Source organism: Rhodopirellula islandica, from assembly GCF_001027925.1.
GTDB lineage: Bacteria > Planctomycetota > Planctomycetia > Pirellulales > Pirellulaceae > Rhodopirellula > Rhodopirellula islandica.
Genome location: NZ_LECT01000026.1, coordinates 64,302 through 80,141, shown reverse-complemented (window position 1 = coordinate 80,141; position 15,840 = coordinate 64,302). Strand labels below are relative to the sequence as shown.

Below are 15,840 nucleotides of genomic sequence, written 5' to 3'. Positions count from 1 at the left end.
GCGAGGCGAGCTAACCAACCGACGATCCTTCGCGAGCGTCCCTTGTCACGGCATTTCACCCAGCGCCATGGGAGACATGGCCCACGTGGACGACGTCAGGATTCTGGCGAACCCAGCAACGCGGCACCGCTGAAACATTGCCGTCTTGTGTTTCAATGTCAGGACTCGCTTTGTTTCAAAGCATCGGCGTCGATCCCGAGTCATGACCTGGCCTGCTGCCCACGCACAAAAAAAGGCCGCGAGGCGGAGGGCTTCTCCGGTCTCGCGGCCCATCAATCATTCGTGGAATGGTGCCAGTTTGGCTCGATTCACTACGCCTTCAGTGCAGCTTGAGCAGCGGCCAAACGTGCGATTGGCACGCGGAAGGGGCTGCACGAAACGTAGTCCAGTCCAACTGCGTTGCAGAACTCGATCGAGGCGGGGTCACCACCATGCTCGCCACAGATACCAACCTTGAGTTTCTTCTTGACGCTACGGCCCTTGGCGACGCCCATTTCGACGAGCTGTCCCACACCGCTGGTGTCCAGCGACTGGAAGGGGTCGACGGGAACGATTTTGTGCTCGATGTAATCGGGCAAGAATCCGCCGACGTCATCGCGGGAATAACCGAACGTCATTTGCGTCAAGTCATTGGTGCCGAAGCTGAAGAAATCAGCGTACTCAGCCACTTCGTTGGCGGTCAAACAAGCACGAGGAATTTCGATCATGGTCCCGATCAAGATGCTCAGGTCGCCTTCGAACTTCTTGGCGGCCTTGGTTGCTTCGATCGTTTCTTCCACCTTTTCACGCAAGATACGAAGTTCAGCAGCGGTGCCGACCAACGGGATCATGATCTCGGGCTGAGCGTCGATGTTCTTCTTGGCACAGCTGATCGCTGCTTCGACGATTGCCTGGACCTGCATTTCCAAGATTTCGGGGTAAGTCACGCTGAGACGGCAACCACGGTGGCCGAGCATTGGGTTGGACTCGTGAAGAGCCGCACCACGCTTTTTGATCTCGCCCAACTTGACGCCCAACTCTTCGGCCATTTGCTTTTGAGCGGCTGGTTCGTGTGGCAAGAACTCGTGCAATGGTGGATCCAGCAACCGCACGGTCACGGGGCAACCCTTCATGGCTTTGAAGATGCCTTCGAAGTCTTTGCGTTGGAACGGCAACAACTTCTTCAGGGCAGCACGACGAGCATCTTCGTTTTCGGCCAAGATCATGGCACGCATGTGAATGATGCGATCAGCTTCGAAGAACATGTGCTCGGTGCGGCACAGTCCGATGCCTTCGGCACCGAAGTCACGGGCACGCTTGCTGTCGGCAGGTGAATCCGCGTTGGTGCGGATCGAAAGGCGACGGTATTGATCAGCCCACTTCATCAACTTGGCGAAATCGCCAGACAACTTGGGCTCTTGGGTTTCGACTTCGCCCGCCATCACTTCGCCGGTCGTGCCGTCGAGGCTGATCGTGTCCTTGGCAGTGAATTTGCGTCCGCCGACGGTGATCGTCTTGGCTTTTTCGTTGATTTCCACTTCGCTGGCACCCGCGACGCAGCACTTGCCCCAACCACGAGCAACCACAGCAGCGTGGCTGGTTGCTCCACCGGTGCTGGTCAAAATACCAACGGCAGCGGACATACCTTCAACGTCTTCTGGGCTGGTTTCGCGACGAACCAAGATGACGTTTTCGCCAGCTTCGAAACGTTCGCGAGCATCGGTCGCGGTGAAGGCCAACTTGCCAACCGCAGCGCCTGGCGACGCATTCAAACCACGGCACAACACGTCGGCGGCGTTGCGAGCGGTGGGTTTGAACGAAGGCAACAAGCAGTGAGTCAAGTCCGAAGCAGGAACGCGAAGAACGGCGTCCTTCTCGGTGATCAAACCTTCTTTGACCATGTCGCAAGCGATCTTCACAGCCGCGATGCCGTTTCGCTTTCCGTTCCGAGTTTGCAGCATGAACAACTTGCCACGCTCAATCGTGAACTCGATGTCCTGCATGTCGGTGTAGTGGTCTTCCAGTTTCTTCTTGATTTCCATCAGCTCTTTGTGAGCCGCTTTGTCCCACTTGGTCATTTCGGCGACCGGCTGTGGTGTCCGGATACCAGCCACAACGTCTTCGCCCTGAGCGTTGATCAGGAATTCGCCGTAGAACTTGTTCTGCCCGGTGTTGGGGTCACGAGTGAAACCGACACCCGTTCCCGAGTCGTCGCCCATGTTGCCATAAACCATGGCCTGGACGTTCACGGCGGTGCCGATCAAGTCGTTGATCTCGGTGTTGCCCTTGGCCGATTCGATGCGGCGATAGCTGATCGCACGGTCAGCGTTCCAGGAACCGAAGACGGCTTCGATGGCCAACTGAAGTTGCTTGATCGGGTCTTGAGGGAAGTCTTCGCCGGTGCCCTTCTTGTAGACCGCTTTGTAAGCATCGCAAAGTTCACGCAAACCTTCGGCAGGAACTTCGGTGTCTTCGGTGACGTTGTGTTTTTTCTTGACCTTGTCAAACGCAGCTTCGAACTGCTCGTGATGCAGGCCCATCACGACGTCGCCGTACATGTTGATCAAGCGGCGGTAAGCGTCGAAAGCGAAACGCTCGTTCTTGGTCGCTTTGGCCAAACCTTCGGTCGCTTCGTCATTCAGTCCGAGGTTCAAAATGGTGTTCATCATCCCGGGCATCGAGACGGCTGCACCAGAACGGACGCTGACGAGCAACGGGTTTTCGTTGTCGCCGAAGTTCTTGCCGAGTTCCTTTTCCAGGATTTTGACGGCGTCCTGAATTTCGTCCATCAATCCCTTGGGAAGCTTCTTGCCAGCTTTGTAGTAGCCGTCGCAAACTTCAGTGGTGATCGTGAACCCGGGAGGGACCGGCAGTCCGATGGAAGTCATTTCGGCCAAGTTCAGGCCTTTACCGCCCAGGATGGCTTTGCTTCCGCCTTTTCCTTCGGTCTTCGTTTTGCCGAAGTAGTAAACCATCTTGTCTTTTTTTGCCATCGTCGCTGTCAATCCCTGTGTGGGGTTTGGAAATCAAAAGAACGTTTGGCCGCAAAGGGTATTTGGCGCACGTAGTTAGGTCAATCAGTCAAGACACCTGAAACCGGCAAAATCACGGGGTTTCCGCGACGTTTGAGGCCTGATCCGGACACGCCGCGTCACCAGCAGATCGACACGCTCAACAAACATCCCGGCGGTCAGTCGTGGCGGCGCAAGTGACCGGCGCTGGTTTGGAACATTCGCCGACGACGCGATGCGGCCTCTTCCGTCGATCGGCCCCGCGCCAGTTGCTGGTTCAAATCATCGAAATTGGCACGGCAAACGCGGCATCCAATTTCAGTCAAGTGAAACAGAACATAGTCCGCCATCTCGGGTTCCAACTGATTGGCAACGTAAGCCTGCAGCACCGCCCGATCGGGACAGGAAAGCTGCTGACGACGCCAAATTGCACCAATTGTGTGCAACCCAGCGACATCCTGGCCACGCAATTGGATCAGTCGCTGACGCAGCTCTTCGTCTTCTCGCACCGCTTGTTCAATGGCGGAGGACCGCGACGGCTCGAGCTGTTCGTCCAGAAACGCGACCAACTCGGCGTCCGTGAATCGATCGGGCGAGGAAGCAAATTCAGCAGACACCAGAGAATTCAAACGTGTGAGAAAATGGACAGGAGCGACAATGGTCGGAAGATTCAAACGACTCGGTATGGTAGCGTCTTTTCGAAACTCGGGCGGAACAACACCCCGTGAAATCGTCGCACCAAAAAACTCGACTTCCCACTCGCCGATGCCTGACTTCCCGACTGAAATCCTGAATTCGCCCGCTGCCGCCGAAGCGGTTCGCATCATCACCGAACTGAAGAACGCTGGCTTTGAGGCTGTTCTGGCGGGGGGCTGCGTTCGTGACGCGCTGCTCGGCCGCACACCCAAGGACTTCGACGTCGCCACCGATGCAACTCCCGATTCCGTCCGCGATGTGTTTGGAAAACGCAACACGCTGGCGTTTGGGGAATCCTTCGGCGTGATCGGCGTGCTGCCACCACGCCCCGAAACGACCGAACACCCGGCCAGCAACGCCAAGGAATCCGCCGGCAAATTGATGCCGACCGAAGTGGCCACCTTCCGCGCCGACGGAAGCTACTCCGATGGCCGTCGCCCCGACAGCGTCACTTACGGCGATGCCGAAGCCGATGCACTGCGCCGCGACTTCACCATCAACGGGATGTTCTACGACGTTTTTGAATCACGAATCATCGACCACGTCGGCGGAGTCGATGACCTCGCCAAAGGACACCTGCGAACGATCGGCAAGGCGATTCAGCGTTTCGAAGAAGACAAACTGCGGATGCTCCGGGCCGTCCGGTTCGCGACCACACTCGGGTTTTCGATCGAACACAAAACCTTTGCCGCCATCCAAAATCACGCCAGCGATATCAGCGTGGTCAGCGGCGAACGCATCGGAGCCGAGATGCGCCGCGTGATGACCGCCCCCGCGGTCGACTTTGGTTTGGAAACCCTGGTCGACACCGGATTGTCGCTTCATATCTGGCCGCAACTGCAAACCATGAACTGGACCGAATTTTCAACCGCGATCCAGGCCGCCAAACGACCTTCCTTCGAAGTCGCGATGGCAATCGCCTTGTTTCACCTGCCCGGCGATTCGATGCACACCCTGCGATTGATCTTCGACGACTGGAAACTCTCCGTCGCGGAACGCCGCGCGATCGAAGCCGCCCTGACTCACGCGGAAACGATCACTCAGTGCGACGGACTGGCTTGGTCCAAGTTGCAGCCAATCCTGGTCGATGCCGATGCACCAACGATCGTGGGCACCGCGCGGGCCCTGGCGCCGAAATCTCGCGGTGTCGCCCGAGCCGGCCGAGCTTTGTCGGGCGCCCCCAACGAACTCGATCCGCCACCCTTGGTCACCGGAGCCGACTTGATCTCGAGCGGCATGCGTCCTGGCCCAGAATTCAAAGCCATCCTGCAATCCATTCGCGACGATCAACTCGACGGCAAACTCAACTCGCGAGAAGAAGCCCTGAAACGAATCCCGACGGGTGACGAGTGACGACGCTTGTCGGCACGTTTCCACGCAATACCCCTCACCCGAAACGAAGTTTTTGGGGAGAGTGGCCGTGCAGTCTTTAAACGCGGTGTTTGTTGCGTCCTGCGAAGCCCGCCCGAGGAAGGAGGTCGTGCAGTTTTGAAGTGCTGTGTTCCTGACGTCTTGCAAACCCCGCCCGTGAAACGGGAGGGGTCGGAAAGCGAGCGTTCAGCGAGATTTCCGGGGGAGGGCAGTCCGCGCCCATTCCCTGCTCGGCCCTCACCCTCGCGTACGCCTGAACGGCGTCGCTCGACCTCTCCCCAAACTTCGTTTCGGGAGAGGTGCGCCGTGTAAAAACCCGCTAAAACGCGGCCTCGATAAACGCCACGACCTTGCAACGGGCGGGGTTGTCAAGACGTTCCGAGCACGCCCCAAATGGCCAACGGCCAAATCCATCCATTCAGCTCAACTACTTCAGTTCGCGAATTTGGATGTCACGCCAGCGAACTTCGTACGGGCCGGTGCCAGCCTTGATGCCGTGGACCTGCAATCCGAGGAACCCGTTGGTGGAGGATTCAGGGTCTTGGATATCGCTGATCTTTTGGTCGCCGATCCAAACTTGCATCCGGTTCCCGTGGGCTCGAACCAGGTAACGGTTGTACTGGTCGTTCTTGTACGCATCCTTGATCGGCTGCTCTTTCGTGATCCATCCGCGGCCGGTGGCTTCCGAGTAGAGGTACCCGGCTTCGCCAGGAGCGGATTCAATTTCGACCTGGGGACCGTAGACTCGCCCGCCCTTTTCGCGTGACTGCGAACGGATTTGGACGCCGCTGTTCAGGCCTTGGTCCACGTTGACTTCGAACGTCAGCTCAAAGTTGCCGTAGTTATCGTTGCTGCACAAGAACGAGTTCGGGCTGCCTTCCGAGGTCGTGCCGACGAGCGAGCCATCTTCGACTCGGTACTTGGCGGTTCCGTTTTTGCGGTTCCATCCGTCCAGGCTTTTTCCGTCGAACAACGACTTCCATCCGTCTGCTTTCAAATCGGGAGCTGCGTCAAAGTTGACGTTGCTGTTCGATGCGGCAGCTGCTCCATCGCCCTCGACTCCAGATGCCTTGTCGGGTTCTCCCGTCGCCGCGTCGTCGCTGCCCATTTTGCCAGCGGAAACGGCAGGCAAGGTGACGTTGCCGGTGGCGGCCCACTCGGTGCCGCGACGCAGTGTGGTTTGGAACGCCAGCCCCTTGATGGCAGGAACATCGTGTCCGAGCGTGGTGTGGAAGACACGGCCCTTCCCAAATTCGATTGTCATCAGGATCGGCTCGTGTTCGCCCGTGCCGCCCGTGGCTGGGTTGCTGTACGCGGTCGCCAACACGTTCATGTTCTCGGCCGGGCCACGCAGTTTGCCGTACAATTCATCGGCGACTTGCAGGAACGACTTGGGCAATCCAGAGGTGATGGGGTGCGAAGCATCGCGAACGACCATCATGAACGGAACCCGTTTGCCGTGTTGACCGCCGCCACCTTTGGACATGTCACGAGTGAACTTCTTTTGATCTTCTTTCCAACGGACATAGGGACCGTCTTTTTCGTTCCGGCCGCCCCAACCGCCCACGCCGATCATGCGGTTGTAGGCATCCCAGTTCGGAAAGGAATTGTCGGCCGCGTGAACGGTCACGAACCCGCCACCGTCACCAACATAGGTCTCGAAGGCCTTTTCGGTTTCGCTCGACCAAGCTTCGCCGTTGTAGTTCGAAACCACCACGTCGTAGTCCGCGAACTTGGGTGCAAAACCAGATTTGTCTTCGCCCTTGCCCGGCGCGGTTGCGACGGTGACCTTGGCGAAGTCCCCCGATTCCAAGGTGGCTTGGATCAGAGGCGTGGTCTCTTGCCACTTGTGATTGTTTTGGCCGTCGATCAGCAACACGTTCAGCGGCTTGGGCTCGGCTGAATCTTGTGCGGTGGCAACCGTGGACGAGGCGAGCACCGCGAACGCGGCGAGCAGGGTGCAAAGTCGAAATTTCATCGGCGTTGGATCTGTGGGGTGGGTGGGGCAAGGTGAAATTCGAAAACGTCCCTTCCGAGACGTGGTGAAGCGGGGAATCAGTTTAGCAGATCGGCCGGGTAGGCCTGGCACGTTCTGTGACGCAAAATGGGAAACGTCTGGCGGTGAATTGTGCCTCGCCACGATCGCCGCTGCTGTTCCTCCAACGTTTTCATGGGTGCTCGTTTTGTCCCGTTTTTCTGGCCCACCCGCTCCGCGTGCCGCCTTCCCCGCCACCCGATTGCGACGCGTTCGAGCGACGGATTGGTCGCGCCGCCTCGTCCGAGAAACCACTTTGTCGGTCGACGATTTGATCTGGCCGCTGTTCGTGATGGATGGATCGGGCCAGCAACCCGTCGGATCGCTGCCCGGTGTGAACCGGCTGGGAGAAACCGAAATCGTCGCCACGGCCAAGCGAGCGGTCGACCTGGGCATCCCCGCGATCGCGTTGTTTCCGGCCACCGATCCGAAACTGAAATCCGAGGACGCGGTCGAAGCGTTCAATCCCGACAACCTGGTGTGCCGGGTCACCCGCCAAATCAAAGACGCGGTCGGCGATTCGCTGGGCGTGATCCTCGATGTGGCCCTGGACCCCTACAGCAGCCACGGCCAAGACGGCTTGGTTCGCGACGGGCAAGTCATCAACGATGAAACCGTCGACGTGCTGTGCAAGCAAGCGATCGTGCAAGCCGCAGCGGGATGCGACATCATCGCGCCCAGCGACATGATGGACGGACGCATCGGCGCGATCCGCACCGCGCTGGACGAAGCCGGCCACTCAAGCGTGCAAATCATGTCGTACGCCGCGAAATTCGCCAGCGCCTTCTACGGCCCGTTTCGCGATGCCGTCGGTTCGGCCGCCAACCTTGGCGCGGCCGACAAAAAAACCTATCAGCAATCGCCCTCTCAATCCGACGAAGCGATCGCGGAAGTCGCCCTCGACCTGGCCGAGGGAGCTGACAGCGTGATGGTCAAACCCGGGATGCCATACCTCGACATTGTCGCTCGCGTGAAAGAAACCTTCGGCGTGCCAACGTTTGCCTACCAAGTCAGCGGCGAATACGCGATGCTGCGGGGAGCAGCCGACGCGGGCTGGCTGAACGGTGACGCGGTGATCCTCGAAAGCCTGTTGTCATTCAAGCGAGCCGGAGCTGACGGGGTGCTGACCTACTTCGCCGCCGACGCCGCCGAACTGCTGCACCGCAGTTGATCTTGCCCTGTCATCTTCCCGTAGGATGGCCTTCCAAGGCCGTCCCTCCAGCTCGACGGCCTGGGAAGGCCATCGTACTTGGCGACACGCCGCTTCTCTCTTCATCTGATCTTTCACCAACACAGCTCAACATGGCCGACTCGCTTTCATTCGCTTGGCACTGGGAAGACACCTTGATCGCCGGCCAAGAACGGCCGCTGGCGGTCGCCTCGGACCCCGATGCGATGTTGATCGAGGCCTGCGAGCGGCAGGATGCTGGCGAAGAAGGCGTGATCGATCCGTTTTGGGCAACGACCTGGCGGGCCGCCTCGGGACTGGACCGATTCCTAGACCGAGTCCCGATCCACAACCAAGATGTCTTGGAAGTCGGCTGTGGAACTGGACACGCCGGCATCGCTGCTCTGCTGCGTGGGGCTCGCGTGACCTTGACCGACGGCGTGGAAGACCCACTGCAATTGGTGCGGCTCAGTTTGTCGCGACTGGGACTGCACACGGATGTGCAAGTCTTCCGGCTGGGCGAGGATTCTTTGGCACCCAAGAAGTTTCCCTTTATCTTGGGCAGCGATGTCACGTACCTGCGAACGCTGTGGCCCGAACTGTTGCAGTCGGCCGCCGAACACTTGACCGAAGACGGGCAATTGATCCTCAGCGACCCGCAACGGTTGATCGCAACGGAATTTTCCCAATGGGTGAAAGACAAACCGTGGGACTACACCGAGCACACGGTGGAAATGGACGACGATCCCGAGCACCCCATCCGCATCATGGTTTTGACGCAGGCTTAGCGAGCCGTCTCTGACTCGGAGTAGCCGGATTCGCCAGAATTTGGACTCACCCAATTCAACGCGAAGGCCCGGAGCAATAGTAGGCCAGGTTCCACCTGGCGATGGTGACTGGATAGCTTGCATAGCCATCGTGCCAAGCCTTCTTCTCGCCTCGCTTTCTTCCAAAGCATCGGCTTGAGCGTCAGGTACAACCTGACCTACGGCTGAAAAACTTGACGCAGAGGCGGGGAGACGCGAAGGCGCAGAGGATCATCAACCTCCGCAAAGAAATCCGATCTTCCGAGCCACTCATTCCCTCGAGTCCTCTTCTCCCTCGAGCAGCTCCCTGCGTCTCTGCGCCCTGGCGTCTCTGCGTCAAAGACAATCCCCGCGTTCCGCGTTGCCCGGCTCATCTGCAACCAAGCACCCGTCACCCCGAATGCTTGGCGAATCCGGCTACGAAGTTGTCACCAACCGAATTCTTGACGAATCCGGCTACGAAGCTGTTGCTGGCCAAAAGCCTCCCCCAAATTTTCTTTGCGAAAATCGCTTGACCCCACTGCCTCACCGCTGTACCGTCTAACCAGTACACCAGTTAACCAGCTTTGGGCATCGGTGCGAACATGTTCTTTACAGTCGACCCTTCCAACGGCGTTCCGATCTATTCTCAGATCGTTCGCCAAGTGAAATTCGCCGTCGCGGAGCAAACCTTGCGTCCGGGACAGCTTCTCCCCAGCGTTCGGCAACTCAGTCAGCAATTGGCAGTCAACCCGAACACGGTGGCTCGGGCGTTCCAAGACCTGCAATCCGAGGGCGTGATCGAAACGCTTCGCGGACGCGGCGTCGTGGTTTGCAAGGGCGCCGTCGAGCGTTGTCGCAAACAGCGACAATCCATCCTCGCCGAACGCCTGTCGGCGGTTCTGACCGAGGCTTTGCAGGCCGGACTGTCAGCCAAGGAGGTCCGCAAGCTCGTTGACGAGCAACTGCGGACCCTCGACGGAACCATCGAAGCGATTGCCGAGTTGCAATGAGCTTGCCGTGCGGGCGAGCCGGATGGCTCCTCCGCGTTTGATTCGACGCACACTGACCACCATCTCATCGAAGCAGGATCGTCATCATGAACCCCGTCATCTCGACCGATCAACTGACCATGCGTTTCCGAGGCTGTGACGCGTTGCTGGGCGTGGACCTCAAGATCCAGCCCGGGACCGTGTTTGCCCTCCTGGGAGAAAACGGTGCGGGCAAGACCACGCTGATTCGGATCCTCACCGGGTTCCAGAAACCGACCTCCGGTTCGGCCTCCGTTTGCGATTTCGATCCGCTGAAACAACCGTTGGAAGTCCGTCGCCGGGTCGGATACGTCTCTGACAACCCAGCCCTGTACGACTGGATGACGGTCGGGCAAATCGGTTGGTTCACGGCCTCGTTCTACCCGGATGGCTTCTACGAAAACTACCGCGAATCAATCGCGAAGTACGAGATCCCCGAGGACCGCAAAATTCGCGTGCTCAGCAAAGGCCAACGAGCCAAGGTCGCTCTTTCATTGGCTCTCTCGCACGATCCTGAACTGCTGATCCTGGATGAACCGACGTCTGGATTGGACCCAATGGTTCGCCGTGAGTTCCTGGAAAGCATGATCGGCAGGGCCGCATCGGGCCGAACCGTGTTCCTTTCCAGCCACCAAATCAATGAAGTCGAACGGGTCGCCGACACGATCGGAATCCTCCACAACGGCAAACTCCAAGCCTGCGAACCGCTGAACGATCTGAAGGGCTCGATGACAGAACTGACCGTGTCGCTGGACGATCCCTTGGTGGAAGTCCCGACGCTTCCCGATCCAGCCCAAACGTTGCTGGAAGAAAACCAGGGCCGCCAGCGTCGAGTGTTGGTCCGCCATTTCGATCCGTCGATGATTCCCGTGATCGAATCCGCAGCCGGCGTCGTCGCGGTGAAAGACCGCACAATGACGCTGGAGGAGATCTTCATCGCCCACACCCGAAAAGGTTTCTTCCGGCCGGCGGATCCGCCGGAGGGATCCCACGCGTCATCTCGCCAGTCGGATGATCCCGAGGGCGGAGGCTCGCAGTCCGATTCGGAAGTGGTCACCACGGGAGAGCGATCATGAACCAAGCACGAATTTGGCAAGGACTGTTTTGGAAGGAGGCGAAGCAGATCATTCCGCTGATCGCGATGCTGTTCGCGGTTTCTGCCTTCCTGATCGTGGTTTGGGCGTCTACCTCCCAGCAACTGAGCATCACCCTGCGGGCCGCAGGCGACATTGTTCCGATGATCATGCCAGCCCTGTTTGCTGCGGGAGCCGGTGCGATTCTGATCAGCCACGAAAAGGAAACGCGTTCACTGCGTTGGCTGGCGTCGCTTCCAATTCCGACGCGGCCAATTGTCATGACGAAATTGGCTGTCGCTTTCGCGGGATTGATCGCGATGTGGCTTGGCTGCGGCATCCTGAGTTTCGTCGCCGGGTTGGACAGCGGTGGTGTTGGTGAATTGTCTGAGTGGCGACAAATCCATCCTGCCTTTTGGTTTCTCCATTCGGTCTATGTGCTGCTGTGCGGCTTTTACACGGCCTGGAAAAACAAGAACGCGTTCCCAGCATTGGTGTGGATCATTCCGCTGGCTCTGTTGCCGTTCATATTTGCGGAAATCTGGTTCGCGATCCCCCATTCATCTTCCATCCAATACACCAACGTGACACAGAAGACCTGGGTGATGAGCCTGGTGACGTTGGCAGCGATTCCGATCATGGGTTGGTTCGCCTACCGATCAGGACTCAAGGATTTGCAAGCGGATGAGCCGGAGGTTCTTCCCAGTCGAAACACGCTGTCCTCGGCAGACGCTTGGCGACCACCGGATGCCCCGGTACCAACAGCGATGCCTTTTCGCGACTCGCTTGCTTCGCTGGTCTGGCAAAACATTCACGGTTCTCCGTGGATGTCGATTGGATTGAGCGTCCCATTGCTGGCTGGTGCGGTCGCCTGGTTGGTTCTGACGAATCACATCGGCACGCCATCCGATTGGACCATGGTGTTGATTCAGGTCTCAATTGCCTTGGCATTGCTGGCGGTGTCCTGGTTGGGTGTCGCGGTCTTTTCCGGCGACGGCTCGGCGACGCGACTGAAGTTCTTGGCGGACCGGGGTGTCGCGCCCTGGCGGGCCTGGGTGGGCAGACACTGGTTTGCGGTCAGCTTGATGTCAGCAGTCACGCTATTGATTGTGGGTATCCAGTCCATTTTGGGGACACCGCAAAGCTATCATTCAAACGAACAGCCTTTGATGTTTGAGGTGTCTTTGTTCACACTTCTAGCAGTGTTTGCCATCGTGTATGGCGTGTCGCAGTGGACCAGCCAAGTCGTGCCGATGTTGGCGGCGTCTGCTTTCCTGGCTCCAGTTCTATCGCTGCTCGCACTAGTGATGTTGTCCGTCGCGGGAGTGGGCAACGGCGTTCGACTGGGGTGGTTGCTCCTGATCGCAACGCTTCCTTTCGTGGCCACCTGGTGGACCATGCGAGACTTCATGGATGGAAGGCGTGGTTGGAAGTACTGGTCGACGATGGTGGTCGCCGGCTTGCTGTTTTCACTCTTGCCAAGCCTTCCCGTTTGGATTGCGAAATCACAGTTCCCGAGCATGCCTGAAGAACGAGTGGCGGAACTGTTGCCGGAAGCAAGAAGGCTCAGCAAAGGGAGCTCCATGAACTTTGCCTCGATGCGGATGGGCGATCTAGATCTTCGCGACGACTTTTCCAGCGTGCTGGGAGATGTGGATGGCGAAACCGCGGTGCAACGGTTCCATCAGCGAAACTACACGTCGCCGGACACCTGGATGATGATTGGAGATCAAGCCGACACTCCGCTGCGGGCCGACACCTGGATCATTCAAAACAGCCTGGAGATGGCTTCACTCACCAAGCTGCGATGGAAGCAGAATCCGAGTGAGACATCAAAAGAGGAGCTGGCCGCTTTTGTTGATCGATTGACCACGGCCGCCCGACGGTTGCGACTGAGCGGCCGCTGGTTCGACCAAGAGATGGCCGACTATGTGGAAGAGTGGCTGGTCAACAATCTATCTGACGAAGCCATGCAGCCGCTTCAATCGGAGCCGTTCTTTCGGCGGGCGGCGGAACAAGTCGCAGCGTTTGACGACCGACAATCGGCTCGCCGGCGGGCGTTGCTGGTGAGCTGGCACCTGGATCTCGAACTTTCGGAACCCGGCCAATGGTATGGCGTGAGTGCAAACGACGATTGGTTTGCTCGTGTTCCACTGAACTGGCGAGCGAGCATCGTGCAAAAGGGTTTCGGCGCAGTGGTGGATCGGTGCTTGCAAATTTTGGAAAAACAGAAGGCGGGCGGCGAACTGGAATCCGAGTTCCGAGCACTGCACGAATTGCTGGGGCGGCCAGGTGGCGACTTTGAAACCGGGCCCTACAGCGACAATGCGAGCTCCGCGAAATACACTCTGCACCCTCGTCGATTCTATGGGTATCCCGCAGTCAGTTGGTTTGAAGCCTGGGAGAAGGAAGGGCAGGAAATTTGGCAGCGTTCGCAAGCCAAAACACAGGTCGAGACCGAGACACAGTCCGAATCAAATGTCCCCACTGAGGAGGAAGACCAATGAGCCAACGAGCATCTGATTTTCGATATTCCCTCTGGATGTGGTGCCCGCCGATCCTAGTGGTCCTGGCGATCGCCTGGGGTGTGGGGCGAGAGTATTGGGCCAAGGGCGAATACCGTTCCGTGGTCAACGAAATGGCCGACAGAGGTGTCCCCGTCACCACCACCCAAATTTACGATCGGTACACCGCCGCAGGAACGAACGAACGTTCAGCGGAATGGACCGAGCTATCTGATGCCGTGACTGCGTTGCGGGAAATGTCGCGAGACACAGTGGAAGGACTCGATGACCTCGTACCGCCAGATGAGCCGTGGCCAGCCGAACCGTTCGCTGCACTGATGAGCGAAGAAGCTCAGCCACTCATTCAAAAGCTCGAAAACCTGCTGAAAAGCGAGGCTTCCATCCCCGTCGAAGTATCGTTTTCCTCGCGTCGCCTGTGGATGTCAGGCAGCAACCACGGCTCTGTCCCGGAGCTTTTAGAGGACGAGTTTCGATTGGCATATCATGCCGGTGACACGGAACGTGCCATTTCGCTGCTGCGACAATGGAGACAGTTCATTGAACTGCTGGGACAATCGAGCGGGTTCCAAGCCTGGTCGCAATGGAATTTGTCGACGCAGTGGCTTCGCCTGGTTCGGCAATCGGTCACTCATTCATTCTGGAATGAGGAACAACTCACTGAACTCGTTGCTTTGACAAGTGAAATCCAGGGCTCCGATCCCGACGAATGGAACGAATCTCGGTTGTCGAGTTTTGTGGCTTGGGGTCCGCTGCAGGATGAGGGATCCTGGGTTCGCTTCACCGATCCTGACCTGCGATCGATCCAACCGTTCGGAGCATCGGCGATTCATGCGATGGCGGCTCTGGAATGGATGCAACCACGCGATGCCCCTGAATCCGATCGTGGGGTTCGACGCGATCGCAAGGGTGCGCGACGGAAACGAGATGCGGAACGGACAATCGTGGATGGGTCGCGGAGCTTGGTGTCCGTGCCCTTCGCAACGCTGAATCGCTGGATGCGACAGGACTGGGATGTCTCAAACGCATACGGAAAACAGCAGTATGACAATTTCCACGATTCCAGAAAATGGACGCTGACGGCTGTCTATGTGCGGAAATACCAAGTTGAGAACGGACGTTTTCCTCGATCGTTGGACTCGTTGCGATCAATGGGAGCAGACGACCGCGATTGGACGCTCAGCACCAGGGAACGCCTTGGGTACCGAGTGGATGATGGATCGCAGCAAGGGGATCAAGCTGTCGCGGTCCTCTGGACAGACGACAAAATGAACCAAGGTGAAGACGATGACCCCGGAGTTGGCCGCATCCCGTATAGCGAGCGGAAATGGGGAGCCGGTCGTGCAGAAATTTTTGAGATCTGGTTTCACCAAGATCGAGCAACCGACACACAGAGCGATTGAACGGGAAGAGAACGGGGGGATCCGAATTCGGCTACGAAAGTAGGCCAGGTTCCACCTGGCGATGGTAGCTGGACGATTGATTGCGGGCTCGCGTTGAAATCACCACGACTCGCTTTGTTCCAAAGCATCGGCGTGGGCGCCAGGTACAACCTGGCCTACGGGATTGCGGCGAATCCGGCGACGAACGTAGGCCAGGTCCCACCTGGCGATGGTGGCTGGACGATTGATTGCGGGCTCGCGTTGAAATCACCACGACTCGCTTTGTTCCAAAGCATCGGCGCGGGCGCCAGATACAACCTGGCCTACGGGATTGCGGCGAGTCCGACGACGAATGTAGGCCAGGTTCCACCTGGCGATGGTGGCTGGACGAGGGATCGCGGGCTCGCGTTGAGATCACCACGACTCGCTTTGTTCCAAAGCATCGGCGCGGGCGCCAGGTACAACCTGGCCTACGGGATTGTGGCGAGTCCGACGACGAATGTAGGCCAGGTTCCACCTGGCGATGGTAGCTGGACGATTGGTTGCGGGCTCGCGTTGAAATCACCACGACTCGCTTTGTTCCAAAGCATCGGCGCGGGCGCCAGATACAACCTGGCCTACGGGATTGTGGCGAATTCGACGACGAATGTAGGCCAGGTTCCACCTGGCGATGGTGGCTGGACGATTGATTGCGGGCTCGCGTTGAAATCACCACGACTCGCTTTGTTCCAAAGCATCGGCGCGGGTGCCAGGTACAACCTGGCCTACGGGTCGCCACCAGCCAACG

Annotated in this window: 10 protein-coding genes and 1 pseudogene; 7 read left to right on the top strand and 4 right to left on the bottom strand. The window is 58.3% G+C overall.

The window, feature by feature from the left end; all coding sequences use genetic code 11:
* Positions 1–311: 311 nt before the first annotated feature.
* Positions 312–2,972 carry a pyruvate, phosphate dikinase gene (ppdK, locus tag RISK_RS13370; protein ID WP_047814814.1) on the bottom strand — a complete coding sequence of 887 codons (2,661 nt, stop codon included), beginning with the start codon at positions 2,970–2,972 and terminating at the stop codon, positions 312–314.
* 197 nt (positions 2,973–3,169) lie between these two features.
* On the bottom strand, positions 3,170–3,607 hold the full coding sequence (locus tag RISK_RS13365; protein WP_236696273.1) for a hypothetical protein: 438 nt from the start codon (positions 3,605–3,607) through the stop codon (positions 3,170–3,172).
* Between the two features lie 148 nt (positions 3,608–3,755).
* On the opposite strand from RISK_RS13365, the gene RISK_RS13360 reads away from it, so the two are divergent.
* Positions 3,756–5,039 (top strand): CCA tRNA nucleotidyltransferase, encoded by a 1,284-nt coding sequence (locus RISK_RS13360; RefSeq protein ID WP_047814813.1) that lies wholly within the window; start codon positions 3,756–3,758, stop codon positions 5,037–5,039.
* Between the two features lie 445 nt (positions 5,040–5,484).
* Here the strand turns inward: RISK_RS13360 and RISK_RS13355 are convergent, their stop codons facing one another.
* Positions 5,485–7,035, bottom strand: coding sequence for a family 16 glycoside hydrolase (locus tag RISK_RS13355; RefSeq protein ID WP_047814812.1), 1,551 nt, complete (start codon positions 7,033–7,035; stop codon positions 5,485–5,487).
* Positions 7,036–7,231: 196 nt separating this feature from the next.
* Between RISK_RS13355 and hemB the strand changes: the two genes are divergently transcribed.
* The 6 genes and pseudogenes from hemB (at position 7,232) to RISK_RS13325 (ending at position 15,074) form a co-directional block, all read left to right on the top strand.
* Positions 7,232–8,263 carry a porphobilinogen synthase gene (gene hemB, locus RISK_RS13350; protein ID WP_047814863.1) on the top strand — a complete coding sequence of 344 codons (1,032 nt, stop codon included), beginning with the start codon at positions 7,232–7,234 and terminating at the stop codon, positions 8,261–8,263.
* Positions 8,264–8,288: 25 nt separating this feature from the next.
* A pseudogene (locus RISK_RS13345) lies at positions 8,289–9,048 on the top strand (class I SAM-dependent methyltransferase).
* Between the two features lie 602 nt (positions 9,049–9,650).
* Complete coding sequence (locus RISK_RS13340) at positions 9,651–10,058, top strand: GntR family transcriptional regulator (RefSeq protein ID WP_047814811.1); 408 nt, start codon at positions 9,651–9,653, stop codon at positions 10,056–10,058.
* 86 nt (positions 10,059–10,144) lie between these two features.
* Positions 10,145–11,152 (top strand): ABC transporter ATP-binding protein, encoded by a 1,008-nt coding sequence (locus RISK_RS13335; protein ID WP_047814810.1) that lies wholly within the window; start codon positions 10,145–10,147, stop codon positions 11,150–11,152.
* A complete protein-coding gene (locus tag RISK_RS13330) occupies positions 11,149–13,656 on the top strand; it encodes an ABC-2 transporter permease (RefSeq protein WP_047814809.1) in 2,508 nt (835 codons plus the stop codon). Before RISK_RS13335 ends, RISK_RS13330 begins: the two co-directional genes overlap by 4 nt.
* A complete protein-coding gene (locus RISK_RS13325; protein ID WP_173442664.1) occupies positions 13,653–15,074 on the top strand; it encodes a hypothetical protein in 1,422 nt (473 codons plus the stop codon). Before RISK_RS13330 ends, RISK_RS13325 begins: the two co-directional genes overlap by 4 nt.
* Positions 15,075–15,105: 31 nt before the next feature.
* Here RISK_RS13325 and RISK_RS33570 read toward each other — a convergent pair whose 3' ends face one another.
* Positions 15,106–15,831, bottom strand: a complete 726-nt coding sequence (locus RISK_RS33570) for a DUF1589 domain-containing protein (protein WP_160311447.1) — start codon at positions 15,829–15,831, stop codon at positions 15,106–15,108.
* Positions 15,832–15,840 lie beyond the last annotated feature (9 nt).